This window comes from Alsobacter sp. (assembly GCF_059501845.1).
Map to the genome: position 1 here is coordinate 789,609 of NZ_JCACDK010000001.1, position 26,088 is coordinate 815,696.

General features: G+C 67.8%; 28 protein-coding genes. 19 read left to right on the top strand and 9 right to left on the bottom strand.

Annotation, left to right across the window (positions count from 1 at the left end):
* Nucleotides 1-191: 191 nt before the first annotated feature.
* Together AC5JCN_RS03660 and glf are read left to right on the top strand one after the other, a co-directional pair.
* The gene (locus AC5JCN_RS03660) at nt 192-1,430 is read left to right on the top strand and encodes a glycosyltransferase (protein WP_495753640.1); all 1,239 of its coding nucleotides are present in this window, start codon (nt 192-194) and stop codon (nt 1,428-1,430) included.
* The gene (gene glf / locus AC5JCN_RS03665) at nt 1,423-2,544 is read left to right on the top strand and encodes a UDP-galactopyranose mutase (RefSeq protein ID WP_495753641.1); all 1,122 of its coding nucleotides are present in this window, start codon (nt 1,423-1,425) and stop codon (nt 2,542-2,544) included. Before AC5JCN_RS03660 ends, glf begins: the two co-directional genes overlap by 8 nt.
* A gap of 138 nt (nt 2,545-2,682) precedes the next feature.
* Here the strand turns inward: glf and AC5JCN_RS03670 are convergent, their stop codons facing one another.
* The gene (locus AC5JCN_RS03670; RefSeq protein ID WP_495753642.1) at nt 2,683-2,967 is read right to left on the bottom strand and encodes a con-10 family general stress protein; all 285 of its coding nucleotides are present in this window, start codon (nt 2,965-2,967) and stop codon (nt 2,683-2,685) included.
* Nucleotides 2,968-3,146: 179 nt separating this feature from the next.
* Here AC5JCN_RS03670 and AC5JCN_RS03675 point away from each other — a divergent pair, with 179 nt between their 5' ends.
* Complete coding sequence (locus AC5JCN_RS03675; RefSeq protein WP_495753643.1) at nt 3,147-3,413, top strand: YMGG-like glycine zipper-containing protein; 267 nt, start codon at nt 3,147-3,149, stop codon at nt 3,411-3,413.
* 237 nt (nt 3,414-3,650) lie between these two features.
* Here the strand turns inward: AC5JCN_RS03675 and AC5JCN_RS03680 are convergent, their stop codons facing one another.
* Nucleotides 3,651-4,139 carry a YciE/YciF ferroxidase family protein gene (locus tag AC5JCN_RS03680; protein ID WP_495753644.1) on the bottom strand — a complete coding sequence of 163 codons (489 nt, stop codon included), beginning with the start codon at nt 4,137-4,139 and terminating at the stop codon, nt 3,651-3,653.
* 270 nt (nt 4,140-4,409) lie between these two features.
* Between AC5JCN_RS03680 and AC5JCN_RS03685 the strand changes: the two genes are divergently transcribed.
* The 3 genes from AC5JCN_RS03685 to AC5JCN_RS03695 all read left to right on the top strand — a co-directional run bounded on the left by AC5JCN_RS03685 (nt 4,410) and on the right by AC5JCN_RS03695 (nt 5,545).
* Nucleotides 4,410-4,697, top strand: a complete 288-nt coding sequence (locus AC5JCN_RS03685) for a hypothetical protein (RefSeq protein WP_495753645.1) — start codon at nt 4,410-4,412, stop codon at nt 4,695-4,697.
* 292 nt (nt 4,698-4,989) lie between these two features.
* Entirely contained in the window at nt 4,990-5,148 is a 159-nt protein-coding gene (locus AC5JCN_RS03690) for a DUF3309 family protein (RefSeq protein ID WP_495753646.1), read from the top strand.
* A 22-nt stretch (nt 5,149-5,170) separates the two neighbouring features.
* Complete coding sequence (locus AC5JCN_RS03695) at nt 5,171-5,545, top strand: hypothetical protein (protein ID WP_495753647.1); 375 nt, start codon at nt 5,171-5,173, stop codon at nt 5,543-5,545.
* A 40-nt stretch (nt 5,546-5,585) separates the two neighbouring features.
* On the opposite strand, the gene AC5JCN_RS03700 is transcribed toward AC5JCN_RS03695, so the two are convergent.
* The gene (locus AC5JCN_RS03700; protein ID WP_495753648.1) at nt 5,586-6,398 is read right to left on the bottom strand and encodes a response regulator; all 813 of its coding nucleotides are present in this window, start codon (nt 6,396-6,398) and stop codon (nt 5,586-5,588) included.
* Nucleotides 6,399-6,561: 163 nt separating this feature from the next.
* On the opposite strand from AC5JCN_RS03700, the gene AC5JCN_RS03705 reads away from it, so the two are divergent.
* Nucleotides 6,562-6,783, top strand: a complete 222-nt coding sequence (locus AC5JCN_RS03705; protein ID WP_495753649.1) for a NepR family anti-sigma factor — start codon at nt 6,562-6,564, stop codon at nt 6,781-6,783.
* Nucleotides 6,780-7,361: a sigma-70 family RNA polymerase sigma factor gene (locus AC5JCN_RS03710; protein WP_495753650.1), complete on the top strand. Its 582-nt coding sequence runs from the start codon at nt 6,780-6,782 to the stop codon at nt 7,359-7,361. The genes AC5JCN_RS03705 and AC5JCN_RS03710 overlap by 4 nt, the downstream gene beginning before the upstream one ends.
* A gap of 1 nt (nt 7,362) precedes the next feature.
* Here AC5JCN_RS03710 and AC5JCN_RS03715 read toward each other — a convergent pair whose 3' ends face one another.
* Nucleotides 7,363-7,848, bottom strand: a complete 486-nt coding sequence (locus AC5JCN_RS03715; protein ID WP_495753651.1) for a hypothetical protein — start codon at nt 7,846-7,848, stop codon at nt 7,363-7,365.
* 134 nt (nt 7,849-7,982) lie between these two features.
* On the opposite strand from AC5JCN_RS03715, the gene AC5JCN_RS03720 reads away from it, so the two are divergent.
* From AC5JCN_RS03720 to AC5JCN_RS03765, 10 genes are all read left to right on the top strand, one after another.
* Nucleotides 7,983-9,725, top strand: a complete 1,743-nt coding sequence (locus tag AC5JCN_RS03720; protein ID WP_495753652.1) for a methyltransferase domain-containing protein — start codon at nt 7,983-7,985, stop codon at nt 9,723-9,725.
* Nucleotides 9,726-9,861: 136 nt separating this feature from the next.
* Complete coding sequence (locus tag AC5JCN_RS03725; protein WP_495753653.1) at nt 9,862-11,112, top strand: sarcosine oxidase subunit beta family protein; 1,251 nt, start codon at nt 9,862-9,864, stop codon at nt 11,110-11,112.
* 15 nt (nt 11,113-11,127) lie between these two features.
* Nucleotides 11,128-11,439, top strand: a complete 312-nt coding sequence (locus tag AC5JCN_RS03730; RefSeq protein ID WP_495753654.1) for a sarcosine oxidase subunit delta — start codon at nt 11,128-11,130, stop codon at nt 11,437-11,439.
* Nucleotides 11,440-11,539: 100 nt separating this feature from the next.
* Nucleotides 11,540-14,566: a sarcosine oxidase subunit alpha family protein gene (locus AC5JCN_RS03735; RefSeq protein ID WP_495753655.1), complete on the top strand. Its 3,027-nt coding sequence runs from the start codon at nt 11,540-11,542 to the stop codon at nt 14,564-14,566.
* Nucleotides 14,559-15,149: a sarcosine oxidase subunit gamma gene (locus AC5JCN_RS03740; protein ID WP_495753656.1), complete on the top strand. Its 591-nt coding sequence runs from the start codon at nt 14,559-14,561 to the stop codon at nt 15,147-15,149. Before AC5JCN_RS03735 ends, AC5JCN_RS03740 begins: the two co-directional genes overlap by 8 nt.
* A gap of 81 nt (nt 15,150-15,230) precedes the next feature.
* Nucleotides 15,231-15,677 carry a peptidoglycan-binding protein LysM gene (lysM, locus tag AC5JCN_RS03745; RefSeq protein ID WP_495753657.1) on the top strand — a complete coding sequence of 149 codons (447 nt, stop codon included), beginning with the start codon at nt 15,231-15,233 and terminating at the stop codon, nt 15,675-15,677.
* A gap of 106 nt (nt 15,678-15,783) precedes the next feature.
* Nucleotides 15,784-16,128 (top strand): rhodanese-like domain-containing protein, encoded by a 345-nt coding sequence (locus AC5JCN_RS03750; RefSeq protein WP_495753658.1) that lies wholly within the window; start codon nt 15,784-15,786, stop codon nt 16,126-16,128.
* A gap of 91 nt (nt 16,129-16,219) precedes the next feature.
* The gene (locus AC5JCN_RS03755; protein ID WP_495753659.1) at nt 16,220-18,535 is read left to right on the top strand and encodes a xanthine dehydrogenase family protein molybdopterin-binding subunit; all 2,316 of its coding nucleotides are present in this window, start codon (nt 16,220-16,222) and stop codon (nt 18,533-18,535) included.
* A gap of 249 nt (nt 18,536-18,784) precedes the next feature.
* Nucleotides 18,785-19,222, top strand: coding sequence for a c-type cytochrome (locus AC5JCN_RS03760; RefSeq protein WP_495753660.1), 438 nt, complete (start codon nt 18,785-18,787; stop codon nt 19,220-19,222).
* Nucleotides 19,223-19,274: 52 nt separating this feature from the next.
* Nucleotides 19,275-20,213 carry a c-type cytochrome gene (locus AC5JCN_RS03765; protein WP_495753661.1) on the top strand — a complete coding sequence of 313 codons (939 nt, stop codon included), beginning with the start codon at nt 19,275-19,277 and terminating at the stop codon, nt 20,211-20,213.
* 42 nt (nt 20,214-20,255) lie between these two features.
* Here AC5JCN_RS03765 and AC5JCN_RS03770 read toward each other — a convergent pair whose 3' ends face one another.
* The 4 genes from AC5JCN_RS03770 to AC5JCN_RS03785 form a co-directional block, all read right to left on the bottom strand.
* The gene (locus AC5JCN_RS03770; protein WP_495753662.1) at nt 20,256-20,873 is read right to left on the bottom strand and encodes a helix-turn-helix domain-containing protein; all 618 of its coding nucleotides are present in this window, start codon (nt 20,871-20,873) and stop codon (nt 20,256-20,258) included.
* 192 nt (nt 20,874-21,065) lie between these two features.
* Entirely contained in the window at nt 21,066-21,989 is a 924-nt protein-coding gene (locus tag AC5JCN_RS03775; protein ID WP_495753663.1) for a DMT family transporter, read from the bottom strand.
* Nucleotides 21,990-22,011: 22 nt separating this feature from the next.
* Nucleotides 22,012-22,791 carry an SDR family oxidoreductase gene (locus tag AC5JCN_RS03780; protein WP_495753664.1) on the bottom strand — a complete coding sequence of 260 codons (780 nt, stop codon included), beginning with the start codon at nt 22,789-22,791 and terminating at the stop codon, nt 22,012-22,014.
* 14 nt (nt 22,792-22,805) lie between these two features.
* Complete coding sequence (locus AC5JCN_RS03785) at nt 22,806-23,699, bottom strand: hypothetical protein (RefSeq protein ID WP_495753665.1); 894 nt, start codon at nt 23,697-23,699, stop codon at nt 22,806-22,808.
* Nucleotides 23,700-23,818: 119 nt separating this feature from the next.
* Between AC5JCN_RS03785 and AC5JCN_RS03790 the strand changes: the two genes are divergently transcribed.
* Complete coding sequence (locus AC5JCN_RS03790; RefSeq protein WP_495753666.1) at nt 23,819-25,021, top strand: MFS transporter; 1,203 nt, start codon at nt 23,819-23,821, stop codon at nt 25,019-25,021.
* Here AC5JCN_RS03790 and dgcA read toward each other — a convergent pair.
* Entirely contained in the window at nt 24,973-25,959 is a 987-nt protein-coding gene (gene dgcA / locus AC5JCN_RS03795) for an N-acetyl-D-Glu racemase DgcA (protein WP_495753667.1), read from the bottom strand. The two genes, AC5JCN_RS03790 and dgcA, sit on opposite strands and share 49 nt — an antisense overlap.
* Between the last annotated feature and the right edge of the window lie 129 nt (nt 25,960-26,088).

A 26,088-nucleotide genomic window follows, 5' to 3' on the forward strand; every position in this document is an offset into this window, starting at 1 on the left:
CTCGTTTTCCAGCAGTTTCAGCAGGTTTTCGCTCCAGTTCAACGGCCAAGCTGGAACTCGCGAAATTCTGGAACGTTTGACCTCTAATCCGCCTTGCGGACCCCCAAATACCGTCTCCGGCCTCACCTCCAGAGAACAACCGGCTTTTCGGCCGGCTGGCGGAGCTTTTCGCTGAAAGGGAACCTCACATCATGCCGAAGAACAGGGCGACCGAAAACGAGGCCCGCAGCGCTCCGTCTTTCCCTGTGCAGACCTCGCCGGACAGGCCGCTCCTGCTCTGCTTCTCCCACCTGAGATGGGACTTCGTCTACCAGAGGCCGCAGCACCTTCTGACACGCGCTGCGAAGAGCTTCCGCGTCGTCGTCCTGGAAGAGCCGGTGTTCGGCGACTACGACCGGCCGCGGCTCGACATGCAGGAGAGGCCCGGCGGCGTCACTGTGGCGCAGCCGCAGCTGCCTTCCGATCTCGGTCCCCGTGCCGTGATCGCGGCACAGCAGGCCCTGGTGGATGGCCTCGTCGCCGCCCTCGGTGCGCCTGCGGTGGCCTGGTATTATTCGCCCGCTGCGATGGCTTTCAGCGGTCATGTCGCGGCGCGCGTGCGCGTCTATGACTGCATGGACGAGCTCAGCGCATTCAAGAACGCCCATCCCATGCTGCCGCTGCAGGAGCGCCGGCTGTTCGGCCGAGCCGACCTGGTCTTCACCGGCGGTATGAGCCTCTACGAGGCGAAGCGCTCGCTGCATCCCAGCGTCCATGCCTTCCCCAGCAGCATCGACCGGGCCCATTTCGACACGGCCCGCGACCCTGACCGCGTCGACCCGGCCGATCAGGCGAACATCCCGCATCCGCGCATCGGCTTCTTCGGGGTGATCGACGAGCGCATGGATGTCGACCTCGTCGGCCGGATGGCGCAGCTCCGCCCGGACTGGCAGTTCGTGATGCTCGGACCCGTCGTGAAGATCGACCCGGCCTCACTTCCCCGGCGCGACAACATCCATTGGCTGGGCGGCAAGTCCTATTCCGAGCTGCCTGGCTATCTCGGCGGCTGGGACCTCGGCTTCATGCCGTTCGCGCAAAACGAGGCGACCCGGTTCATCAGCCCGACGAAGACGCCCGAATTCCTCTCGGCAGGCCTTCCGGTGCTGTCTACCCCGATCGCCGACGTGGTGAGCCCCTATGGCGAGAACGGACTGGTCGAGATCGCGACCACGGCCGAGGAGATGGTTGAGGGCGCGGCGCGCCTTCTCGCCGGCCAGCCTCCCGAATGGGCGGCAAGGGTCGACAAGCATCTGGCAACGACCTCCTGGGACCGGACATGGCAGGCCATGTATCGCCTGATCCGTGAGGTGCTGCTCGAGAAGGAAGTCCTGTCTCAGCGTCAGAACCGCCGTGTCGCAGCCGTCGCCGCGGGCGAGGCCGCCCATGTTTGACTGGCTCATCGTAGGCGCGGGTTTCGCGGGCAGCACGCTGGCCGAGCGGCTGGCGAGCCAGCGCGGGGACAAGGTGCTCGTCATCGACAAGCGCAATCATATCGGCGGTAACGCCTATGACCGCTACGACGAGCACGGCCTGCTCATCCACCAGTACGGCCCGCACATCTTCCACACCAATGCCGAGTCGGTGTTCTCCTACCTGTCGCAGTTCACGCCGTGGCGGCAATACGAGCACCGCGTGCTGGCCAATGTGGACGGGCAGCTGCTGCCCATCCCGATCAACCTCGACACGGTCAACAAGCTCTACGGCCTCGACCTGAAGGAGGAGGAGGTCGAGGCCTTCTTCGCCTCGAAGGCCGAGAAGGTGGACGAGATCCGCACGTCGGAGGACGTCGTCGTGTCGCGGGTGGGGCGCGAGCTCTACGAGAAATTCTTCCGCGGCTACACGCGCAAGCAGTGGGGGCTCGACCCGTCCGAGCTGGACAAGTCCGTCACGGCGCGCGTGCCGGTGCGCACAAACCAGGACGACCGCTACTTCGGCGACAAGTTCCAGGCGATGCCGCGCGATGGTTTCACGCGCATGTTCGAGCGCATGCTTGACCACCCCAACATCAAGGTAATGCTGCAGACCTCCTGGCAGGAGGTGAAGGACCTGATCCCGCACAGGCGGGTGATCTTCACCGGGCCGGTGGACGAGTATTTCGGCTTCCGTTTCGGCAAGCTGCCCTACCGCTCGCTCTCCTTCGAGCACAAGACGCTCGACACCGAATGGCACCAGCCGGTGGCGGTGGTGAACTACCCGCAGACGGAAGAGTACACGCGGGTGACCGAGTACAAGCACCTGACCGGGCAGGAGCACCGCAAGACGGCGCTGACCTACGAGTATCCAAGCGGGGAGGGGGATCCCTACTACCCGATCCCGCGGCCCGAAAACGCCGAGCTTTACAAGCGCTACGAGGCGCTAGCGCGGGCGACGCCGGACGTGTGGTTCGTCGGTCGCCTGGCTACCTACCGGTACTACAACATGGACCAGGTGGTCGGGCAGGCACTCGCCACCTTCGCCCGCATCCAGGAAGCGGACGGGCGGGGCATGAAGGTCGCGGCGGAGTAGGGCGGTCCGGCCGCGTTCACCAGGATAAATCAAGGCCCGGCTGGTGGAGATCCAGTCCGGGCCTTTTGCTTGATTCCAGCCTGCACATACAAAAACGCCCGGCGAGGGCCGGGCGTCTTGTCGATCGTGTAAGGGCGATTAGCGTGAGCGTTCCGTGTCGCCGGTCCGCCGGTTGCTATGGGAGGCTTCGCCGCCCTTGCGTCCGGCCTCCGCGGCGAGCTTCGGATCCCGGGAGAAACTGCGGGCCTCGGGGGCCACGCTCCGGCCGCCCTTGCGTCCGGCTTCCGCTGCGAGCTGGGGATTGCGCGAGAAGCTGCGCTTCTCGTTGGGAACGCTCTCCCCGCCCTTCCGGGCGATCTCGCGCTGCTTCTTCTCGTCCATCGAGGCGAAGCCCCGATTTGAGCGCGTTGGCTTGTCCTGCATTGACGGCTCCTGTGTCAGTCGCATCGGGCAAACGCGAACGGAGCGGGTTGGTTCCCGCAAAGGTTCAGTTTTCTCCCCCTCCGGCGGATCCGCCGGGCCAACGCAACCAAGCGCTTGCGAGCAACGTTGCAGGACGGGGTCGAGATGCGGCGACCGTTGGCTGGACAAGGAGATCTGCGATGAAGAAGGTGTTTCTGGCGGGCGTCACCGCCCTTTCCCTCGGCGCTTGCGCCCAGACCGAGAGCGGCGACAGGGCGCTCACCGGAGCCGCGCTTGGCGGCGCCACCGGCGCAGTCATCGGAGGCGTTGCCACGGGTCGCGCCAGCGGTGCCCTGGCTGGCGGCGCGATCGGTGCGGCAGGAGGAGCAGTCGTCGGTGCAGCCACCACGCCGCGGCGCGACTGCTACTACGACAGCTATGGCCGCCGCATCTGCGACTACTACTGATCGCCACGGCATGTTTGTCGAAAGGGCCGGCATTGTCCGGCCCTTTCTTTTGTGCTGGACTGGCCGAATAGGTCGGGCCTGGAGGCCCGCGGTCCGATCAAAAGAAGAAGCGCCGGCCTTGCGGACCGGCGCTTCCAGGGCCGCTCCGCCGGCCTGCGGCCCGGAGCGAGGGCGCGGATCCGCGCCCCGACTTGACGGCCGCCGCCCGGGTGATCCGGGCGGCGAATTCGTTGCGGTTCAGGCTGCTTCCTCGTTGATGTCGCCCTCGGCGATCTCGGTCAGGAGGCGGTCGGCGTTCTTCTCTTCCTCGAGGTTCTCCTCGAGCAGGTCGATGGCGTCGTCGAGGCCGAGTTCCTCCGCCCACGCGATCAGCGTGCCGTAGCGGGAGATCTCGTAGTGCTCGACGGCCTGGGCCGCGGCCAGCATGCCGGCGTCGCGGACCTCGGCGTCCTCGATCTCCTGGATCAGGCCGTCTGCCTCCTTGATGATGCCTTCGATCGCGTCGCACCGTTCGCCCTTGGCGGGCTGCTGCACGAGCTGGAACACCTGCTCCAGCCGCTGCACCTGCCCACGGGTCTCCTCGAGATGCTGCTCGAAGGCTTCACGCAGGTCTTCCGAATGGGCCTTTTCCGCCATCTTCGGCAGCGCCTTCAGGATCTGGTTCTCGGCGTAGTAAATGTCGCCCAACGTGTGGACGAAGAGGTCGTGCAGCGTCTTGACGGCCATGGTGCGTTCCTCGGCTTCTGAGTGCGGATCTCGGTATCGGATCGGGGATCCCGATGTGGATGGCCGGGCAACGTTCGCCGTAGGGGGAGGTTCCGGCTTCGGCGGACCAAGGCCAGGGCGCCTCGCCCCTCATCGTGTCACGTGCGACATCGGGTCCGTGAAGCCGTTTCGGCGGCGCGGGCCGGAACCCGCCTGACTCGAACTCGTTCTGTGTTCACAAGATGTTCGTCTCTCAAGACGTGCATTCGGATCGAGCACGGGAGACCGTCCATGAAGGCGTCCCGCATTCTGCCGTCGGCGGCTTTTGCCGTGGCCGTCGGATTCTTCTTCGTTCCTCCGGTGTTGAGCCTCGCGGGGATCATGCCCGCTGCGTCCCGGCCTCAGCCCCGGCTGGAGATCAGGAACGAGTACCCCGCCCGCGCGGATCACGCGCTGCCAACCCGGCGCTCGGCGATGTCGGCGAAGGCGCCCGCCTGCGCTCCCACCTCGCTGCCGGCCGGCGAGGCACTCCCGGCGAGGCAGCGTTCCGTGGTGGCCATGGCCGACCCGCTGCACTGAACCGCACAGGAACCATCCCCCGTGACCACCGGTTGTCGAACCGGAAGCCATGGCCCGGGTGTCTTTGCCCCCTCCCGCCAATCGGGCCGTGTTTCCGGGACCCGCAACGGCACTGCCGTTGCGGGTCCTTCCTTTTCTGGGACCGCGCGGCGCGCGGCAGCTTCTCCGGCCCGGGATGCACCCATCGTGAGAAGAAGGAACCTTGCTCGCGGCCCGCACGTTGGCGGCCCGACACGGCCGTGACCGCGCTGGGGCGGGTGCCGGCCTCGCGTCAGTTCACAGGGAGCCGGCCATGACCATCGGTACCATTCTTCTCATCCTCCTCGTCCTCCTGCTGATCGGCGCCATCCCGAGCTGGCCCTACAGCCGCGGCTGGGGCTACGGGCCGTCCGGCGTCCTCGGCATCGTGCTGATCATCATCGTAGTCCTGCTGCTGACCGGACGCCTGTGACGGCAAAAGACGGGAGACGACCGTGACGAACGAAGACAACGCAGGCGCATCGTTTGGACGCGCAGCCGGGGCAGCGCGGCCCGAGGATCTTTCCCGGGACATCGGTGCTCTTCGCGACGACGTCACCCGGCTGAGCGACTCGGTGGCGACACTGGTGAAGGAGCGGGCCGGCGAGAGCGCCGCCCGCGTTCTCGACGTCGCCACCGTGGCGACCGATACGCTGAACGAGGTCGGAGGAAGCTTCGCGCGAGCCGGCAGCGGCCTTGCCGCGGACGCCAATGTCCGGCTGGGCATTCTCGGCACCGAGCTGCGGTCCAGCATCTACAAGAGCCCGCTTGCCTGCGTGGCGCTGGCGGCCGGGTTCGGCATGCTGTTCGGCGCGCTTCGGCGCCGTTGACGAGGAAAAGGTGAGGGGCGCCTTGCGCCCCTCATTGTCCTCAGGCGCTGAGCTGCTGGATATCGCTACGACGGGCCTTGCGCTGGAAGAACAGCGCCTGGCTAATCACCGCCTTCACCGTTTCGGTGAGGAACGGCTTGGTGATCAGGAATGCCGGCTCCGGCCGCGTCCCCATGAGGAAGCGCTCGGGATAGGCCGTGATGAAAACGACCGGCAGTTCGAGCGTGCCGAGGATCTCGTTCACCGCTTCCAGGCCGGAGCTGCCGTCGGCAAGCTGGATGTCGGCAAGGATGAGACCGGGACGGAAGCGCGCGATGGCTGCCACCGCCTCCTTGTGTGTCCTGGCGACGTCGACCACCTCATGGCCGAGCTCTTCGACCAGCGACTGCAGGTCGAGCGCGATCAGCGGCTCGTCCTCGATGATGAGGACGTTGGTCTTGATCTGGTCGGCAATATCGCGGCCGGCAGCGTCGATCAGTCCCTGCGTCTCGTCGACCGAGCAGCCCAGCACCGTCGATACCTCACGCAGGCTCAGGCCTTCGAGCGACCGGAGCAGGAACGCGATGCGGGTCCGCGGGGCGATGGCCTCGAGGTTCTTCAGCGCGCCAATCTCGGCGGCCGGCAGGCCGGGGTCCACCTGCGCATCGATCGGCACCGAGCGCCAGACTTCAAGCAGCAGCCGGTACAGTGCAACCCTGACGTCGCCATCGGGATCGAGCTGCGTGGGATCGGCTACCAGGGACTCGAGGGCCGCCTGCACATAGACGTCTCCGATCCGCTGGTTTCCGGTCAGGGCCCGCGAGAAACGGCGCAAATAGGGAAGGTGAGGCGCAATCGCCTTTGAAAGTGGCATGGGTCCCCCTCCTGCCGAACCTGCCCGAAAGGTCGTGTTGGGCGCAAGATCAACGTGAGCCCCGCAGAAAGGTTCCGCCAACTCGGGAACCGGCACGCTGTTGTCGGCGTTGGTGGGTGGCATGGAGCCGCGTCCAGCGCGACGCGGGCTTTCGGAGGGCGGCATGAACCAAACCAAGGGTGCACAGCAGATGCAGCATCCGCAGGGCGAGCGTGAGCCGCCGGGCGCCGAAGGCGCGACCAAAGCGGCGCTGCTTCCGCAGCTCCAGGACCATATCGGGCGCCAGCTGCGCGCGGTGTATGACGACGTCCTGCAGCAGCCGGTCCCGGACCGGTTCCGCGAGCTGATGGAGAAACTCGACAGGGCGGCAGGAGACGAGGCATGAGCACCGCCTCCCCCAATCCTGGCGCGAACCTGAAGTCGGAGCTGCTGGCTGCCATTCCCAGCCTGCGTGCCTTCGCGATGTCGCTGTCCGGCAATATCGACAGGGCCGACGACCTCGTGCAGGAGACGCTCGTCAAGGCGTGGAGCAACCTCGGTTCGTTCACCGAGGGTACGAACATGTCGGCGTGGCTCTTCACCATCCTGCGCAACCTGTTCTACTCCGAATACCGCAAGCGCCGGCGCGAGGTGGCCGATGCGGACGGGCAGATCGCCGGCAAGCTCGCCTCGATCCCCACGCAGAACGCGCATATGGACTTCCTCGATTTCCAGGAAGCGCTGCAGCAGCTCTCTCCAGACCAGCGCGAGGCGCTGATCCTCGTGGGGGCCTCCGGCATGTCCTACGAGGAAGCCGCCGAGATCTGCGGCTGCGCCGTCGGAACGATGAAGAGCCGCGTCAACCGTGCCCGGAACAGGCTTTCGCAGCTGCTGTCCGTGTCCGCGGAAGGCGAGTTCGGCCCGGAGCCGCAGTGGCAGGCCGGGATCGACAGCCGGGCCAGGCTGGCGACGGTCGGCGAATAACTCACGGCAAACGCGACAGGAAGGCGGCGGGATCGAGAGGCTCGCCGCTTTTTGCTTTCATGACGACCTCGTGCCGGTCGGGCAGGACGAGGATCGACTCGCCGCCGCTGAACACCACAACGGGCCGGCGCAGGGGCAGTCCCGCCGCGGCGAACCGCTTCAGCTGGGCGAGATAGGGCTCGCGGAGCCACGCCTTCGGCGCACCGGCATCCACCTCGACCAGCAGCCAATGCTGCGGGTTCATGGTCAGCACCATCTTGGCCGTCTGCGGATACCATTCCGGTCCGAGCCATGCCTCGTTCAGCCACAGGCAGGCGAAGGCCCGGCACTGCGCCGGGTGCTCGCCCCAGATGGCGCAGCCGCGACCGGGCCGGCAGTGGCCGCACCACTGGCCCGCGGGCTTCGCGATCTCGTCGATGCGGTAGACCTTGCAGCAGAGACTGCAGGTCCCGCACTGCTTGGTCCCGCTTGCCGCAGCCGTGACCATCCTGTCCCTTTCCGCCTGCTCCGCGAAGTTCGCCGCGGACACTACCGACTGGCCGGGCCAGCTGTGAAATTGCCGACGCGCACGGCCCGTGGCATCGATAGCGCATTGCCCGATTCGCTATTTCAGTTTCCCAGATGCCAGTTTCGGCTTCGTCGCTCTACTACAACGCCGTCAATCCCGATGTCCTCGTCCGCATTCCCGTGACTGCCCGTCACGTGCTGGAAGTCGGCTGCGGGGCGGGTGCGCTTGGCGCTCGTTTCCGTCTCCGTGCCCCTGTTGCCCGGTGGAGCGGGATCGAACTCGTGCCAGATGTCGCTGAGCGAGCCAGCGCTGTGCTGGACCAGGTGCTGTGCGCCGATATCGAGGACCTGACGGACGGCGAACTTGACGCGTTCCTCGCCGGTCATTCCCGCCCGGACGTACTCGTTTTCGCCGACGTGCTGGAGCATCTGAAGGACCCCGAACGAACGCTGGCGCGTCTTGTATCGCGGATTGCAACCGAGGCGACGGTGGTCGCCTGCATCCCGAACATCAGCCACTGGAGCATCATCGAAGGCCTTCTGCGAGGCGACTGGACCTACGCGGACCAGGGACTTCTCGACCGCACGCATTTGCGCTTCTACACACCCGGCACGGCCGTCCAGCTGCTGCGTGGAGCGGGCCTGAACGTCTTTTTGGCCGCCCCGAGAAAGATCCCTCTGTCGGTGCAGCGGCGCGACCGTCTGCTGGGCGCGCTTGGACAGGCTCTCGACGCCGTCGGTGTCAACGCCACCGAAGCAAGGGCGAGGATGGACGCACTCCAGTATGTCCTGGTCGCGGCCAAGCCTCCACTTCCGGATCCAATCCATGTGCATCACACGCTCATGGTGACACAGCTGCACGAGGCGCGGATGCAGGTTCCCGCCGAGGCGATGGCCGCCTTGCCCGGCGTCTTCCTGACGCAATCCATTCGCGAAGCGAAATTGCCCAACGTCCCGGGAAAAGGGCCGCGGATCCTCGTCGTTCAACGGCAACTCGTTCGTTCGCGCGCGGAATGGCTGGCGGCGATGGCCCGTATTGCGGCGCAGGGCTGGCTCATCGTGGCGGAGTGGGACGATCACCCCAGCCTGCTCCCCCAGCCGGCCCGGGCGGCCTGGCAGGCGCACCCCTGGCTTCCGTTCTCCGGCACGCACGCCGTGCAGGTCTCCACGCCCTTGCTGGCGGATGCGCTTCGTGAGCACAACCCCGAGATCGCTGTCCTCCCGAACGCGATGCTCGAGTTGCCTGTGGCCGCGCCAAGAGCTCCTGGCACGATCCGGGTCGTTTGCGCGGCGATGTCGAGGCCCGGCCTTGAAGGTTTGGTGGCCGGTGCGCTTGACGCTGCGGCGGGCGCCGATCCTCGCGTCCACGTTGACATCGTGGCGGACCAGGTGCTGTTCGACGCGCTCAGGACGGACAGAAAAAGGCTGCACCCGCTCCTGTCTTACGCCGCCTATCTTCAGCTTCTTTCGGAAGCCGACATCAGCGTCATGCCGATCCGGGGGGATGCACCGGAACGCTACAAGAGCCCGCTCAAGTTCCTGGAGGGTGCAAGCCGTGGCGCGGCGTGCATCGGCTCCCCGGTGCTCTATGCCGGGGTGATCGAAGACGGAGTGAACGGGCTGCTCGCCGAAACGCCGGCGCAATGGACACAGGCGCTGCTGAAGCTCATCGCCGACGACGACATGAGGCGCACCATCGCGGCGAATGGCTGGCTCAGCGTTCGCGACCGTCACCTGCAGGCTCACCATGTGGGCCAGCGCCGGGCCTGGTACATGGACCTCTGGGCCCGCCGGCACGAACTCAGGGCCGCGCTCCACGCCCGTCACCCGGAATTCCCGGTTTCGGCCGAAGTCTGATACATCGACGCACCATGTGGCGCGGCAAGACAAAAAAGCTGCGCGCCCGGTCGAACCGCCTTATTGGAACCCGGCTAGACCCTCTTTGCGTCGGATGCCGGTCCCCCGGGCCGGGTTCGCGCCGTGGAGCATGGACGTGCGCTTTTCCCTCCTGTCGCTGGTCCGCGAGGCGTTCGCGGGCAACGAGAACTGGCCGGAGCAGTGGCGGTCGCCGGAGCCGAAATCCGCCTACGATGCCGTGATCATTGGCGGGGGCGGGCACGGGCTCGCGACCGCCTACTACATGGCCAAGGAACACGGCATGCGGAACATCGCCGTGGTCGAGCGGGGCTGGCTCGGCGGCGGCAATACCGGGCGCAACACGACGATCATCCGCTCCAACTATCTCTGGGAAGAGTCGGAGGGTCTCTACGAGCACGCCGTGAAGCTGTGGGAGACGCTCTCCCAAGAGCTGAACTACAACGTCATGTACTCCGCCCGGGGCGTGATGATGCTCGCCCACAATGTGCACGACGTGCAGGTCTTCAAGCGCCACGTGCACGCCAATCGCCTCGCCGGCATCGACAATGAGTGGCTGACCCCGGAGCAGGCCCGGGAATTCTGCCCGATCCTGAACATCGACAGGGGCATCCGCTACCCCATCGTCGGCGCAGCCCTGCAGCGGCGCGGCGGCGTTGCGCGGCACGACGCCGTGGCGTGGGGCTATGCCCGCGGCGCCTCGGCCATGGGCGTCGACATCATCCAGAACTGCGAGGTGACCGGCATCGACCGCGACGCGTCCGGCGCGGTATCGGGGCTGCAGACCTCGCGGGGGGTGATCAAGACGAAGCGCGTCGGCGTCGTCGCGGCCGGCCACACCTCCATGGTGATGGCCATGGCGGGCGTCCGCATGCCGCTGGAGAGCTACCCGCTGCAGGCGCTCGTCTCCGAGCCGATCAAGCCGATCATGCCCTGCGTGGTGATGTCGAACACGATCCACGCCTATATGAGCCAGTCCGACAAGGGCGAACTCGTCATCGGCGCCGGCACAGACGCCTACACGTCCTACTCGCAGACCGGCGGGCTTCACATCTCGTCCCACACGCTGGACGCCATCTGCGAGCTGTTTCCGGTGGTGCGCCGCATGCGGATGCTGCGCAACTGGGGCGGCATCGTCGACGTCACGCCGGACCGCTCGCCGATCATCGGCAAGACGCCTGTGCCGGGGCTGTTCGTGAACTGCGGCTGGGGTACGGGCGGGTTCAAGGCGACGCCGGGCTCGGGCCACGTCTTCGCGCACACGGTGGCGCGCGGCGAGCCGCACCCCATCAACGCCGGCTTCACGCTGGACCGTTTCCGCACGGGACGCCTCATCGACGAGGCGGCCGCCGCCGCCGTCGCGCACTGATCCGGGACATCCGAGATGCTGCTGATCCATTGTCCCTACTGCGACGCCGAGCGCCCGGAGCTCGAGTTCCGCTACGGCGGAGAGGCGCACATCGCCCGCCCTCTCGAGCCGGCGACGAAGTCCGACGAGGAATGGGCGGAGTACCTTTACTTCCGCACCAACCCGAAGGGCTGGCACTTCGAGCGCTGGCGCCATGCGTCCGGCTGCGGTCGGTATTTCAACGCGGTGCGGCACACGGTCACCGACAGGTTCCTCACCACCTACAAGGCCGGCGAGCCAAGACCCGACATCGATGCGATGATTGCGGAGAGGGAGGCGGGACGATGAGGTCTCCTCTCGCTCTCACGCTGTCATCCCCGGCCGGAGCGGCTGAGCCGCGCCCGGCGCTGCGTGCCACCGAGGGCGACAAGGCGAGCGGAGGCCGTTCATGACCGCCTCTTTCCGCACCGCGAGCGGCGGGCGCATCGACCGCTCGCGCGTCGTCGGCTTCTCTTTCGATGGCAAGCCGTACTCGGGCCATCCCGGCGATACTCTGGCCTCGGCTCTGCTCGCCAATGGCGTCCACCTGATGGGCCGCTCGTTCAAGTATCACCGCCCGCGCGGCGTGCTGGGCGCCGGAGCCGAGGAGCCCAATGCGCTGGTCGGCGTCGGGCAGGGCGGCGGGCGCTATACGCCGAACCTTCGCGCCACGCAGGTCGAGATCTACGAGGGGCTGCGGGCGGAAAGCCAGAACCGCTGGCCTTCGCTGGAGGTTGATGTCGGCGAGGTCAACGACCTCGTTCCCGGCGTTATTGGCGCCGGCTTTTACTACAAGACGTTCATGGCGCCGTCGGGGGCGTGGAAGTCGCTCTACGAGCCTGTGATCCGCAAGGCCGCGGGGCTCGGCGTCGCTCCGAGGCAACCCGACCCGGATCACTACACGCAACGCTACGCGTTCTGCGACGTGCTGGTGGTGGGAGGCGGCGCGGCCGGCCTCGCCGCGGCGAAGGCGGCGGCGGAAGCCGGCGCTCGGGTGATGCTCTGTGACGAGCAGAACGAGCCCGGTGGCGGGCTCCTGTCCGAGCGCGCCACCATGATCGACGGCATGCCCGCCGCAGACTGGGCCGCGAGGACAGCAGCGGATCTCGCCGCCCGCGACAACGTCACGATCCTGACGCGCACCCAGGCCTTCGGCTACTACGCCCAGAACTTCATCGGTCTCGCACAGCGCCTGACCGATCACCTCGCCAGTGCCGATCATCGCGCCCCGCGCGAGCGGCTCTGGAAAGTGCGTACGAAGCGCGTGGTGCTGGCGACCGGCGCCATCGAGCGGCCCCTGGTGTTTCCCGAGAACGACCGGCCGGGCGTCATGCTGGCCTCGGCCGCCCGGACCTATGCCAACCGCTACGGCGTCAGGCCCGGGACGCGGGCGGTCGTCTTCACCGCCGACGACAGCGGCTATGCCGCCGCGCTCGACCTGGCGGCGGCTGGTGTCACCATCGTCGCCGTGGCGGACCTTCGTGAAGACGCCGACGGCCCGGCTCTTGCCGCGGCTCGGGCCGGCGGGCTCTCGATCCGCCCGCGCGCGGTGCTGACCGGCGTCAGCGGCCGCCTGCGCGTCACCGGCGCCCAGCTCGGCACGCTGACTGCCGAGGGCAGAGTGCGCTCCGGCGAGACGCTCGCCTGCGACCTCGTCCTGATGGCGGGCGGGTGGACACCCTCCGTCCACCTGTTCTCACAGGCGCGCGGGAAGCTGCGTTTCGACGAGGCGCGCCAGATCTTCGTCCCGGGCATCTCCGCCCAGGCGGAGCGATCGGCAGGCTCGTGCAACGGCACGTTCGGCATCGCGGAAGCGATCGAAGAGGGGTACGAGGCCGGCGAGGAGGCTGCGGCAAAGGCTAGCCCAGGCGACGCGGCCAGCGGCACCGCCTTGCGGGAGAGGGTTTTGCCGGACGTGTCGGGCGAAATCGTCGCCTCGGGCGGCTGGCACGGGGCCGTGCCGCATCACCGCAACCCTGCGAAGGTGAAGGCCTTCGTCGATTTCCAGAACGACGTCACAGCCAAGGACATCAAGCTCGCGGTGCGCGAGGGCTTCCGTTCGATTGAGCACGTGAAGCGCTACACGACCAACGGCATGGCGACCGACCAGGGCAAGACGTCCAACATGAACGGTCTCGCCATCGCTGCGGGCGCGCTCGGCAAGGCGATCCCCGAGGTGGGCCTGACGACGTTCCGCGCCCCTTACACCCCCGTGACCTTCGGCACGTTCGCCGGCCACTCGCGCGGGCAGCTCTTCGATCCCGTGCGGCAGACGCCGACCCACGCCTGGGCCGTGTCCCAGGCGGCGGTGTTCGAGGATGTCGGGATGTGGAAGCGTGCCTGGTACTTCCCCAAGGCCGGGGAGGACATGCACGCCGCCGTCAACCGCGAGTGCAAGGCGGTGCGCAGCTCCGTCGGGATCTTCGATGCCTCGACACTCGGCAAGATCGAGGTCGTCGGCCCCGACGCGGCCGAGTTCATGAACAGGCTCTACACCAACCCCTGGGCGAAGCTGGAGCCCGGGCGCTGCCGCTACGGCCTCATGCTCAACGAGGCGGGCTTCGTCATGGACGACGGCGTCGTCGGACGGCTCTCGCCCGACCGCTTCCACGTGACCACCACGACCGGTGGAGCACCGCGCGTGCTCGCCCATATGGAGGACTACCTCCAGACCGAGTTCACCGACCTCAAGGTGTGGCTGACGTCGACCACGGAGCAGTGGGCGGTGGTCGCCGTGCAGGGGCCCAACGCCCGCAAGGTGCTGGAGCCGCTGGTGGAGGGCATCGACATGTCCGGGGCCGCCATGCCGCACATGAGTGTGCGCGAGGGGCGGATCTGCGGCGTGCCGACGCGGCTTTTCCGCATGAGCTTCACCGGCGAGCTCGGCTTCGAGGTCAACGTGCCGGCCGACTACGGGCAGGCTGTTTGGGAGGCCGTTTGGGCGGAGGGCCAGAAGCACGGCATGGTGCCCTACGGCACCGAGTCCATGCACGTCCTACGCGCCGAGAAGGGCTACATCATCGTCGGCCAGGAGACGGACGGCACGGTGACGCCGAACGACCTCGGCCTCGACTGGGCCATCGGCAAGCTGAAGCCCGACTTCGTCGGCAAGCGCTCCCTGGCCCGGCCCGACCTGCAGAAGGCAGACCGCAAGCAGCTCGTCGGGCTGTTCACCACCGATCCCGCGACCGTGCTGGAGGAAGGCGCCCAGATCACCACCGAGGCGGCGCCCGTAAAGGGAACGCCGGCGCTCGGCCACGTCACCTCCGCCTACTGGAGCGAGGCCGCGGGCCGCTCCATCGCGCTCGCCATGGTGGCGGGCGGCCGGGGCCGCATGGGCTCGACGCTCTACGTGCCGATGCCGACGGGCGCCATTGCCGTGCAGGTGGTCGAGCCGATGTTCTACGACAAGGACGGGAGCCGCCTCGATGCATGACGCGACCTCCATGGCCCGCCGGATCGGGTCGCTCGACGGCGCCATTTCGGCGGATGATGTGGGTGGGGTGACCCTCGCCGCCGCGCCTCCGGCCGCGCGGTTCATACTGCGCGGGTCCGCCGCCGTGGCCGAAGCGGTTTCCGCACCCTTCGGAGCCCCGCTGCCACACGCCATCAACACGGCGTCCACTGGCAGCGATGGCCGTGCGGCCTTCAAGATCGGCCCCGACGAGTGGCTCCTCGTGGCGCCCGGCGGTGACGCCGGCGACCTCTTCGCCGCCATCGAGGGGGCAGGCGCAGAACCTCATTCCCTGGTCGACGTGTCGCACCGCCAGACCGCGATCCTGGTCGAAGGGCCGCGTGCCGCGGACACGCTCAACGCAGCGGTTCCGCTGGACCTGTCTCCTGAGGCCTTCCCTGTCGGCATGGCGACGCGGACCATCTTCGAAAAAGCGGAGATCGTGCTCTGGCGCCCGGGGCCGCAGGTGTTCCGGATCGAGGTCTGGCGCTCGTTCTCCCCGTATGTTCTCGGCCTCATCGAGGAAGTGCGGCAGGAGAACGCGGGAGAAGCTGCGTTGAGTTGACGTGATATGCTTAACGAAGCGTCGAATTACGTCTAGCCTCCCCGGAAAGGGGCATCCTGCCCCGCCACAGGGGAGGCCGACATGGGGCTGTTCAAGTTCATCAAATCCGCCGGCGAGAAGCTGTTCGGCGCGAGCGAGGCGAAAGCCGCCGAGCCGGATGCGCTGAAGCAGGAAGCGGCCAAGCACGGCCTCGACGTCGGCGGCGTGCAGGTTCACGTCGACGGCGACCAGGTGAAGGTCTCGGGGACCGCCAAGTCCACCGAGGAGGCGGAGAAGATCATTCTCGCTATGGGCAACACGCTCGGCGTCGACCAGATCCAGAGCGATCTCATCGTCAACAAGGAGGCCCCGGCCGCTACCTTCGTGACGGTTCAGAAGGGTGACACGCTCTGGGCCATCTCGGAGAAGGCGTACGGCAAGGGCCACGGCAAGGACTTCAACAAAATCTTCGAGGCCAACCGCCCGATGCTGACCCATCCCGACAAGATCTACCCCGGCCAGGTTCTGCGCGTGCCGCCGCTCTCGTAGGCCCGTTATGCGCGGGCGCGGCCCTGCACCCTCTCGCCAAGCTTCGAGAATGCGCTAATGTCCTCGCACGACGCCCGTCAGAGGCGTGCCGCAAGAGGAAGAGTGCATGACGGAGCCCGGTCGCGCCCCGCAGGTCGAGAACCTCGACATCGACGCCATCCGGCAGGGTCTCGCTGAGGACTCGATCGTCCTCGTCGACGTCCGCGAGCCCAACGAGTTCGAAGCCGGGCACATTCCCGGCTCGCTGCTCCAGCCGCTCTCGACCTTCGATCCCGCGGAACTCCCGCAGGAGCCGGGAAAGCGGATCGTGCTCTCCTGCCGGTCGGGCAACAGGTCGCTGAAGGCGGCGGCCCTGGCCCACGCCGCCGGCATTCCCGTGGACGCGCACTACGCCGGCGGCTTCCTCGACTGGGTCGCTCAGGGCGCCCCTGTCGAAACCGGCCCCGGCTGAGCGCATCCTTCCACCAGAGTTACTTCCCGATCGCGCGTGTCCCTGCGTCCGGGCTCCCCTCCAGTTCCACTCACTCCCATTCGAGGTTCCCATGTCCGTGAAGAAGTTCGGGATCGGCCAGCCCATCCGCCGGGTCGAGGACCAGCGCCTGCTTACCGGTGGTGGTCAGTACACGTCCGACTACACGCCCGAGCGCTGCCTGGAATCGGTGGTCCTGCGCAGCCCGCACGCGCACGCGAAGTTCAAGGTCACCGACATTTCCGCGGCGATGGCCATCAAGGGCGTGAAACTGATTCTCACCGCCGAGGACCTCACAGAACTCGGCGACGTGCCCTGCCAGGCCGCCATGCCCAACGACGACGGCTCCCAGAACCACGTCGCCCACATCCCGCTGCTCGCCAAGGGCGAAGTGAAGCACGTCGGTGATGCCGTCGCTTTCGTCGTGGCCGAGACGGCCAATGCCGCGCGCGACGCCGCCGAGGCGATCGTGGTCGACTACACCACGTTGCCTGCCGCCGTCGGCCTGCGCGAGGCCATCAAGGCCGGCGCACCGTCCGTATGGCAGCAGCAGAAGGACAACGTCGCATACGACACGTCCATGGGCGACAAGGCCAAGACCGACGCGGCCTTCGCCAAGGCCGAGAAGGTCGTGCGGCTGGAAATCGAGAACAACCGGCTGATCACCAACTACATGGAGACGCGTGGCGTCGTGGCCGAGTACGAGGCCAAGACGAAGAGCTTCCGCGTCACTCTTTCCAGCCAGGGCGTGCACGGCATCCGCGATACCCTGGCCAAGGCGGTCCTGAAGGTGAAGCCGGAGAAGGTGCGCGTGCTGACCGGTGACGTCGGCGGCGGCTTCGGCACGAAGTCCTTCATGTACCGCGAGTACGCGTTGGCAGCCGAAGCGGCCCGCCGGTTGAAGCGCCCGGTGAAGTGGGTGGCCGAGCGTGGCGATCACTTCGTCGGCGACGCGCAGGGGCGCGACAACTTCGCCGTCGCGGAAGTGGCGATGGACCGCAGCGGCCGCTTCCTCGGCATGCGATTCGACATCCTCGGCGACCTCGGGGCCTATGCCTCGCAGTTCGGCCCCTACATCCCCTATCTCGGCGCGACCATGATGACGGGTGTTTACAAGACGCCCGCCATCCATGTCCGCGTTCGCGGCGTCTACACCAACACCGTTCCGGTCGACGCCTATCGCGGCGCCGGCCGTCCAGAAGCGGCGTACCTGCTCGAGAGGCTCGTCGACCGCGCGGCACGCGAGACGGGCATCAAGCCGGACGTCATCCGCCGCCGCAACTTCATCCCGACGGAGGCGATGCCCTACACCACGCCGATCGGTGACCGCACCTACGACACCGGCAATTTCGAGCAGCATCTCGACCGCGCGCTCGAGGCGGCTGGCTACGAGTCGTTCAAGGATCGCCTGAAGACGGCCCGCAAGGACGGCAAGATCCGCGGCCTCGGCATCGCGACCTACATCGAGTGCACGGCGTGGGGCGCGGGCGAGGACGTCGTCGTGCGCCTGGAGAATGACGGGACGGCCACGGTCTATTCGGGCACGCAGTCGAACGGGCAGGGGCACGCCACCGCCTATGCGCAGTTCGCCTCGCAGCAACTGGACCTGCCGCTCGACAAGATCACGGTCGTGCAGGGTGATACGGAACGTGTCGCAACCGGCAACGGCACGGGCGGCTCGCGCTCGATCCCCGTCGGCGGCATCTCCGTGTTCGCTGCCTCGCAGAACCTCGCAGGCAAGCTGAAGGAGCTCGCCTCCGAGGCGCTCGAGGCCTCGGCCGGCGACCTCGAGATCTCCGACGGCAGCGTGCGCGTCGTCGGCACGGACAAGCGCATCAGCTACGCCGACCTGGCGAAGCTGCCGGGCGCGACGCCCGACGCTCTCACGGGCCATGGCGACTTCGTGCCGCCGGCCGCCACCTACCCGAACGGCACGCATGTCGCCGAGGTCGAGATCGACCCGGAGACCGGCGTGACGTCGATCGTGAAGTACACGATCTGCGACGATTTCGGGGTGGCCGTGAATCCGATGCTGCTGGCCGGCCAGGTACATGGCGGAGTGGCACAGGGCATCGGGCAGGCCCTGCTGGAGCGCACGGTCTATGACAGCGACGGCCAGTTGGTCACCGCGAGCTTCATGGACTACACGATGCCGCGCGCCGATGACCTGCCGTTCTTCCACTTCGAGACGAAGAACGTGCCCTCGACGACCAACCCGCTCGGCATCAAGGGCGCCGGCGAGGCCGGCTCGATCGGCTCCTGCCCGGCGATCATGAACGCCGTCGTCGACGCGCTCGACCGCGCCTATGGCGTGCGCGACATCGACATGCCGGCGACGCCGGCGCGGGTGTTCTCGATCATCAAGCAGGCGGCAGCCAAGGCCGCCTGAGGCCCTGGACCGGCTGGTCCAGCCGCTTGACACACGACCGGCGCCACCACCGTGGCGCCGGTCCTTCCTTTTGGAAGGGCGGCGCTGATTTCACAGTCGTGGCAAGTGGTTGATCACGTCATCTTGAGGCGCATGTGAAGCTGCCCAGGGTTTCCTGTTGCGCAATCCTGATATCAGCTTCCTGTCAGCGAAGGCCGGCTAGGGAACTGCATCCGGAAGTCGATGCCGGGGTCGCGAGGGAGAAACGGAATGCTGAAAAAGGGTCTGGCCGCGCTCGCGGCCGTCGTCGTGCTCACGGCCGGAGTGGCCGCCGCGAACGTCATCGAGCAGCGCCAGAACACCATGGAGGGCGTTGGCGACGCCACGAAGCCTATCGGCGCCATGCTGAAGGGCTCTGCCCCGTTCGATCTTGCCAAGGTGCAGGCCGCGTTGAAGACCTACGAGGCCGCCGCCAAGAAGATGCCGGAGCTCTTCCCCGAGAACTCGAAGACCGGCAACAAGACAACGGCCGCTCCCAAGATCTGGGAGGACATGAACGGCTTCAAGGCGTCCTTCGACAAGTTCGGCAAGGACTCGGCGGCCGCGATGGAGACCATCAAGGACGAGGCGAGCTTCAAGGCGACCTTCCCGGGCGTGCTGAAGAACTGCGGCAGCTGCCACGAGCAGTACCGCGTGAAGCAGGGCTGACGACGCCGGCCGGCGCCTCCCGCGCCGGCCTTTTCACGTCAGGGAAGGGCGCATGAAGTTTATCTCGGGCCTTGCCGCCCTTGCCGTCGCCGGGGTGGCCGCTTTCTGGTTCCTCACTGCACCACTCACCTGGGAATTCGTCCGCGGCACGTCCGCCTTGGCCGCCACCGGCCAGCCCAACCTCGAGAACGGCAAGATGCTGTTTCAGGTCGGCGGCTGCGCTTCGTGCCACGCCACGCCCGGCCAGGACGAACGGACGCTGCTCGGCGGCGGGCATGCGCTTAAGACGAACTTCGGCACGTTCCATGTGCCCAACATTTCGTCTGACCCGCAGGACGGCATCGGCTCGTGGTCTGAGGCAGATTTTGCCCGCGCCATGAAGGAGGGGGTCTCGCCATCCGGCGAGCACTACTATCCCGCCTTCCCCTACACGTCGTACCAGCGCATGACGCCGCAGGATGTGGGCGACCTCTTCGCCTACCTGAAGACGCTGCCGGCCGCGAAGGGCAAGGCGCCGCCCCACGAACTCGCCTTTCCCTATTCGCTTCGCCGGGGGCTCGGGCTGTGGAAGCTGGCCTTCCTCGACGGCAAGCCTCTGGCCGAGGATGCCGCGAAGGGACCCGAGTGGAACAGGGGGCACTACCTCGTCGAGGGGCCGGGCCACTGCGCCGAGTGCCACTCGCCGCGCGCCTTCACCGGGGCCATCGAGAGCGGCAAGCGCTTCGCGGGCGGCATGGACGCGGAAGGGAAGGGCTGGGTGCCGAACCTCACCCCGGCCCCCGACGGCCTGGCCGACTGGTCGGCCGGCGACATCGCCGAGCTCCTGAAGACGGGCTTCACCCCCTCCTACGACTCCGTCGGGGGCAGCATGACGGACGTCGTGCGCAACACGTCCCAGCTCTCCGATGCTGACCGGGCCGCCATGGCCGGGTACCTGAAGTCACTCGCGCCGGTCGCCAATCCGAGGCCGAAGAAGCCGTCGGAAGGCTAGGCGCGTTACAGGCGAGAGGCTTCCTGTCTCCCGCCCCTTGCCTCAGTCCATCACCGCCGCCTTGAGGATGCACACCATGGTCGCGTGCGCGGGCTTGTCGGAGACGTTGCGGACGATGTGGGGCCGGTCGCAGCGGTAGCGCAGGGTCTCGCCGGCGCGGGCCTTCTGCACGGTGCCGCCGACCTCGACCTCGAACTCGCCGTCCATCACCGAGAGGCACTCGATCGAGCCGCGCTGGTGCGCGTCAGATTCCAGCACGCCGCCGGGTTCAGCGTGGACGTCGTACCACTGCAGCCACTCGACGGTCTTGATCCACCCGAAGATGTCGAGCCTGACCTTGCCGTCGTCGGAAAAGAGGACGGGCGTGTCGCCGCGGGTCGTCTTCTCAATGAAGGGCTCCTCGTCGCCAGCCGAGAGCACGCGCTCGATGGAGACATCGAGGGCCTGGGAGAGGCGCCAGATGGTGGCGAGCGTCGGATTTGTCTCGTTGCGCTCGATCTGGCTGATGATCGACTTGGCGACGCCAGATTGCTCGGCGAGTTCCGACAGCGAGAGATTGTAGGCCTTGCGGAGACGCTGGATGGTTTTGCCCAGCTGGCCCGACAGCGCGTGAACGCCCATGTCGATCGCCTTGACGCGGTCGCGGCCCTCGATGCCCATCGTCTCACCTGCCCGGATTTCGTGCGGCCCAACGAACGGCCCGCACCGGAGACCACTTTCGCACACCCCGGTTCTCCGCCGCAAGACCGGTACGGCGAAAGCTGAAGTTGCTTATTCATCAGGCAGTTGGACGCAGACAGCAAAGCGCGCGGGCTTCCCGAGGCCACATTGGGCGCGTTGGTCCAGCGTTCGTTATGCCGGACCGCGCCCACCTTGAACAGCCGGGGCGTTGCGCCTGCGAGCGCCGTGCTCGCGCAGCGTGACGAACAGGCCGGCGCAGACCACGACGGCGGCTCCCGCGAAAACATGCAGGGCGGGAAGATCTGCGAACAGGAAGAAGCCCAGCGCGGTCGCCCAGATCAGCGTTGCGTAGTCGAACGGTGCGATCACCGAGGCGGGTGCGAACCGGTATGACGAGGTGAGCAGGATCTGCCCGATGCCGCCCAGGATCCCGGCAGTTACGAGCAGGCCGAGGTCGGTGGGGGAGGGCATTCGCCAGCCCAGGACCGACGTGGCCAGCCCGAGGGTGCTGGCCGTCATCAGGAAGTAGAAGACGATCACGCCGGTCGGCTCCTGCTGGGCCAGCCGCCTGACCTCGATGGACGCAAGGCCGGAACAGCACGCGCCCGCCAGTCCAAACAGGATGCCGACGGGGTCGAGATGACCCTGCGCCCCCGTCAGGCTCGCCAGCAGCGCAGGGCCGAGCATGATCAGCATGCCGCCGAAGCCCGCGGTCACCGCGCCCCAGCGATGCGGAAGCACGACCTCCTTGAGGAGGAACGCGGCCAGCGCCGTGGTGAGGAGCGGTGTCGCGTAGCCGATGGCTGTCGCCGTCGCGAGCGGCAGGGTGGCGAGCGCCGCGAAGCCACAGAACATGGCGGCGGATCCGGCGATGCTACGGCGCAAATGAGCCAGCGGGCGGCTGGTTCGCGCGATGCCGCCCAGATCGCCCCGCCATGCCAGCCAGACGACCAGGGGAGCGATGGCGAAGAAGGCCCGGAAGAAGACGATTTGACCGGTCGGATAGTCCTGCGCGGCTACCTTCACGATGGCGGACATGAAGATGAAGACGATCGTGGAGGCGAGTTTCAGGCCGATGCCGGCGAGGGGGTTCATCGGCCGACCCCGCCGGCGCCGCTCAGAAGGAGGAGCGGAACGACCCGCCGTCGATGAGGATCGACTGGCCCGTGATGTATCCGGCCTGGGCGCTCGCCAGGAACGCGCAGAGCTCCCCGAACTCGCGCGGCGAGCCGAGGCGCCTCGCGGGGATCCCGGCGATCCGTTCGTTGCGCAGGTCGGCAGGGTCGACGTTTCGCATCTTGGCGACGCTGCGGATGTTGTCGTTGATCCGGTCCGTGTCGAACATGCCGGGCAGGATGCTGTTGATCGTGACGTTGTGGTGGGCCACCTCGCGCGCCACGCCGGCGAGAAATGCCGTGAGGCCTGCCCGGGCGCCGGAGGAGAGGTCGAGGCCGGTCAGCGGCGTCTTCACCGAGGCCGAGGTGATGTTGACGATGCGGCCGAACCCCCGCGCAATCATGCCGTCGATGACCCGCTGCACGAGCTCGATCGGCGTGACCATGTTCTGCACCACGCCGTTCAGCATGGCCTCGCGGCCGATCTCCCGGAACGGGCGTGCTGGCGGGCCGCCATTGTTGTTGACGAGGATATCTGGCTCCGGACAGGCGGCCAGCAGGGCGTCCTGCCCCTCGCGGGTGCCGACGTCGGCCGCGACCTGGCGGACCTCGACGCCCGTCGCGCGCGCAATCTCGTCGGCCGTCCGGGCCAGCACATCCGCGTCGCGGCCGTTGAGCACGACCGAGCAGCCGGCCTCGGCTAGGGACGTGGCGCAGGCGCGCCCGAGGCCGCGCGACGAAGCGCAGACGATGGCCTTGCGGCCGGTGATATCGAGATCCATGGCGATGCTCCGCGTCAGGCGAACAGGGACAGCCGCTGCTCCGGAGACAATGCGTCGACGGCGGCAAAGGGTGCGAGCCGCGGATCGACTTCCACGGGCCGCCGCGAGGGCGGCAGCGGTTCAGGGGCGGGCGGCACGGCTCTCGGTGGGGGAGCTGATGCCGGAAGCTGCAGCGACGGCTCAGCGGCACGGGGCGCGAAGTCATCCGTCGCGATGGGCGCGAACACGATGTCGTCGTGGAAGCCGCCGTCCGGGGCACTGATGATTGAATCGGCACGCAACTGGGCCGGTATTTCGTTCGATGGCTCGTCGCCGACGAAGGCGAGCCGGGCGGACCAGCTCGTCACGAGATGCGTCATCCGGGAATCGAGGAAGCGCGTGATGGTGATCAGCGCCCGCAGACGCTGGGTCGTCAGCGCATGCTGGTTGGAGGCGCGGTAGATCTCGGCGGCCTGGCGGTCGAGTTCGGAGGTTGCGCGCGCAATGTCCTGCGTCTCGCGCAGCGCCCACGCGATCTCCTGCACGTGCTCGGCTGCGTTGAATGTGTCCCGGTCCGCCTTCTCGGCGGCGGCGAGCAGGTCGTCCAGCGCCTTCTCCGTCTCCAGGCGGCGGACACCGCGCTCTTCCGCGAGGCTCGACGCGATCTCCCGCTTGGCCCGCTGAACGGCGTCACACATGTCCGCGACCTCGCGGCGAAGGCCGATGTCTTCCGCCGCGATGTGGGAGGACTGGCTGCCCACCATGCGCTCCAGCCGCGCGATGGCTTCCAGCAGCACGGCGGTCTCGGCGTGCCGGTTGCGGCGGGCATGCTCGGCGAGGAACCACCGGCCACGCGCTGTTTCCAGCACGGCACCGAGGATGGCGTCGTAATCCTCGGGCGAGAGAGGCGGCTTCCCTGTGTCGGTCATCGGCGGCGCGCTCGTCCTTGCCAGGGGCTCCGTCACGGATCCGGGTCGCGGCGGAGCTCGCGCTTGATCGCCGCTGACGCCCGTCTACAACGGCCACACCTTCCTTCCTCGCGGACCAGATGTCACCTGATTCGTCCACCGCCCTGCGCCTCGCGGCCCTCTACGCGGCCACGTTCCTGGGACTGGGCGTCCAGCTGCCTTTTCTCCCGGTATGGCTGGCCGGGCGCGGCATCGGGGCGGACGCGATCGCCATGGTGCTGGCGATCCCCATGGTGGTGCGCCTGGTCGTGACCCCCTGGACGGCCGGCCTCGCGGATGGCCGGGTCGGCCCGGTGAGGGTGCTCGCGGCCGCGCAGCTCATCGTCGCCGCGGCCATGCTGGCGTTGCCGGCCGCACGAGAACTCGCTCCCGTCGCGATTCTGGTCGCCGTCTGCGCCATCGCCCAGTCGCCGACGATGCCATTGTGTGACGTGCTCACCATCGCCGCCGTGAAACGGCATCCTCGCCTGCATTACGGACGCATCCGGCTCTGGGGATCGATCGCCTACCTCGCCGCAAATCTCGGAGCGGGGGTGCTGATCGGGATCTGGGGGGCGGGCTCGGTGCCGTTCGCCATCGCCGCATCGGCAGTCCTCGCCCTTGCCGCGGCCCTCTTCGCGCCGAAGTCCCCGCGTGAAAAGCCTGCAGAGCCGGGTCCGGCTTCGCGGCAGAGCCGCCGCATCCCGGCGGTGCTGATGTTCGTCATCGCCGGGGCAGCCATGGTGCAGGCCAGCCACGCCATGATCTACGCCTTCGGCTCGATCAGCTTCGAGGCTGCCGGCTTTCCGCCCTCGGCTGTCGGGGCGCTCTGGGCCGTCGGCGTCTTGGCGGAAATCCTGCTCTTCGCGGCTTTCGGCGGCGCGGTAGGCACCGGTTTCCCCGCCTTCGCGTTCCTCGCCGTCGGGGCGGCCAGCGCGGCAGTTCGCTGGGGGCTCATGGCGGCGGGGCCCTCCGCCTGGCTACTGCCCGTCCTGATGGCCATGCACGGGCTCAGCTTCGGGGCGACGCATCTCGGCACCATCGGTGCTTTCGCGAACTACGCCCCAGAGCTGTCGCGGGCACGCTCGCAGGGCGTGTTCGTCTCGGCCACGGCGCTGGCGACGGGTCTGGCGACGCTGGCGAGCGGGCCGCTCTACCGCGCCTTCGGAGCCGCGGGCTTTGCCGGCATGGCGCCGCTCGGGCTCGCGGGTCTCGCCTGCGTCGCGCTGGCGGTGCGCTTTTCGCGCGGCGCGCCTCAGCCCCAAAGCGCTGGCGACGGAGGCCGGACGACACTGCCTTCGTAGGCGAGGCCGGGCTCGCGGTCCTTTGCCAGAAGAAGCGGCCCGTCAAGGTCGACGAACCTGGCGAAGGGCGTCAGCAGCATGGCGGGCGCCATCGCCAGCGACGTGCCGACCATGCATCCCACCATGATGCCGAGCCCGCGCGCGCTCGCCTCCCGGGCCAGGTCGAGCGCGCCTGTCAGCCCGCCGGCCTTGTCGAGCTTCAGGTTGACGGCGTCGTACCGCTCGGCGACCGAATCGAGCCCTTCCAGCCCGTGCATGCTTTCGTCGGCGCAGACGGGCACGGGCCGGAAGACGCCGGCCAGCATGCCGTCGGACGCGGCCGGCAGGGGCTGTTCCACCATCAGCACGCCGTGCTCGGCGCAACCGGCGAGGAAACGCTCCAGCTGGTCGGGCCGCCATCCCTCATTGGCGTCGACGACGAGGTCGGCGTCCGGCGCCCCTTCGCGAACGGCGGCGAGCCGCTCCATGTCGCCGTCGCCAGCCCCGAGCTTCACCTTGAGGATAGGCCTGTGAGCGGCAGCGCGGGCTGCCTCGCGCATGGCGTCCGGCTCGCCCAGGCTCAGCGTGAAGCAGGTGGTCACGGGAGACAGCCGGTCGAAGCCGGCCAGAACATGGGCGGGAACGCCGGCGCGCTTCGCTTCGAGATCCCACAGCGCGCAGTCCAGCGCGTTGCGGGCGGCCCCGGCAGGAAGGAGCGCGGCGAGGTCCTGCCGGGTCAATCCCGCCGTGATCTTGTCCCGCAGACCGACAAGGGTATCGGCCACCCCCTCGACGGTCTCGCCGTAGCGCGGATACGGCACGCACTCGCCTCGTCCGCGCAGGTGCCCCTCCACGATCTCGGCCACGACGACGACCGCCTCCGTGCGGGATCCTCGCGCGATGGTGAAGGTTCCCGCTATGGGCCAATGCTCGACGGCAACGCTAAGGGTGAGGGACATGTGGGGATCAGGGGACAGGTGCGGCCGAATTTGGCCTGTTGCCAGGGCGAGGGTTGATCGCCAGACGGCGAACCCTCACGATAGTCCTCGCACGAATCCGGCTCAACCGCGCCGGTCGGGAGAACGAAC

Coding starts and splice junctions, on each gene's coding strand:
- AC5JCN_RS03660 (WP_495753640.1), top strand. CDS start 192: ATGCCGAAGAACAGGGCGACCGAAAACGAGGCCCGCAGCGCTCCGTCT.
- glf (WP_495753641.1), top strand. CDS start 1,423: ATGTTTGACTGGCTCATCGTAGGCGCGGGTTTCGCGGGCAGCACGCTG.
- AC5JCN_RS03670 (WP_495753642.1), bottom strand. CDS start 2,967: ATGCAGGACAAGCCAACGCGCTCAAATCGGGGCTTCGCCTCGATGGAC.
- AC5JCN_RS03675 (WP_495753643.1), top strand. CDS start 3,147: ATGAAGAAGGTGTTTCTGGCGGGCGTCACCGCCCTTTCCCTCGGCGCT.
- AC5JCN_RS03680 (WP_495753644.1), bottom strand. CDS start 4,139: ATGGCCGTCAAGACGCTGCACGACCTCTTCGTCCACACGTTGGGCGAC.
- AC5JCN_RS03685 (WP_495753645.1), top strand. CDS start 4,410: ATGAAGGCGTCCCGCATTCTGCCGTCGGCGGCTTTTGCCGTGGCCGTC.
- AC5JCN_RS03690 (WP_495753646.1), top strand. CDS start 4,990: ATGACCATCGGTACCATTCTTCTCATCCTCCTCGTCCTCCTGCTGATC.
- AC5JCN_RS03700 (WP_495753648.1), bottom strand. CDS start 6,398: ATGCCACTTTCAAAGGCGATTGCGCCTCACCTTCCCTATTTGCGCCGT.
- AC5JCN_RS03705 (WP_495753649.1), top strand. CDS start 6,562: ATGAACCAAACCAAGGGTGCACAGCAGATGCAGCATCCGCAGGGCGAG.
- AC5JCN_RS03710 (WP_495753650.1), top strand. CDS start 6,780: ATGAGCACCGCCTCCCCCAATCCTGGCGCGAACCTGAAGTCGGAGCTG.
- AC5JCN_RS03715 (WP_495753651.1), bottom strand. CDS start 7,848: ATGGTCACGGCTGCGGCAAGCGGGACCAAGCAGTGCGGGACCTGCAGT.
- AC5JCN_RS03720 (WP_495753652.1), top strand. CDS start 7,983: ATGCCAGTTTCGGCTTCGTCGCTCTACTACAACGCCGTCAATCCCGAT.
- AC5JCN_RS03730 (WP_495753654.1), top strand. CDS start 11,128: ATGCTGCTGATCCATTGTCCCTACTGCGACGCCGAGCGCCCGGAGCTC.
- AC5JCN_RS03735 (WP_495753655.1), top strand. CDS start 11,540: ATGACCGCCTCTTTCCGCACCGCGAGCGGCGGGCGCATCGACCGCTCG.
- AC5JCN_RS03740 (WP_495753656.1), top strand. CDS start 14,559: ATGCATGACGCGACCTCCATGGCCCGCCGGATCGGGTCGCTCGACGGC.
- lysM (WP_495753657.1), top strand. CDS start 15,231: ATGGGGCTGTTCAAGTTCATCAAATCCGCCGGCGAGAAGCTGTTCGGC.
- AC5JCN_RS03750 (WP_495753658.1), top strand. CDS start 15,784: ATGACGGAGCCCGGTCGCGCCCCGCAGGTCGAGAACCTCGACATCGAC.
- AC5JCN_RS03755 (WP_495753659.1), top strand. CDS start 16,220: ATGTCCGTGAAGAAGTTCGGGATCGGCCAGCCCATCCGCCGGGTCGAG.
- AC5JCN_RS03760 (WP_495753660.1), top strand. CDS start 18,785: ATGCTGAAAAAGGGTCTGGCCGCGCTCGCGGCCGTCGTCGTGCTCACG.
- AC5JCN_RS03765 (WP_495753661.1), top strand. CDS start 19,275: ATGAAGTTTATCTCGGGCCTTGCCGCCCTTGCCGTCGCCGGGGTGGCC.
- AC5JCN_RS03770 (WP_495753662.1), bottom strand. CDS start 20,873: ATGGGCATCGAGGGCCGCGACCGCGTCAAGGCGATCGACATGGGCGTT.
- AC5JCN_RS03775 (WP_495753663.1), bottom strand. CDS start 21,989: ATGAACCCCCTCGCCGGCATCGGCCTGAAACTCGCCTCCACGATCGTC.
- AC5JCN_RS03780 (WP_495753664.1), bottom strand. CDS start 22,791: ATGGATCTCGATATCACCGGCCGCAAGGCCATCGTCTGCGCTTCGTCG.
- AC5JCN_RS03785 (WP_495753665.1), bottom strand. CDS start 23,699: ATGACCGACACAGGGAAGCCGCCTCTCTCGCCCGAGGATTACGACGCC.
- AC5JCN_RS03790 (WP_495753666.1), top strand. CDS start 23,819: ATGTCACCTGATTCGTCCACCGCCCTGCGCCTCGCGGCCCTCTACGCG.
- dgcA (WP_495753667.1), bottom strand. CDS start 25,959: ATGTCCCTCACCCTTAGCGTTGCCGTCGAGCATTGGCCCATAGCGGGA.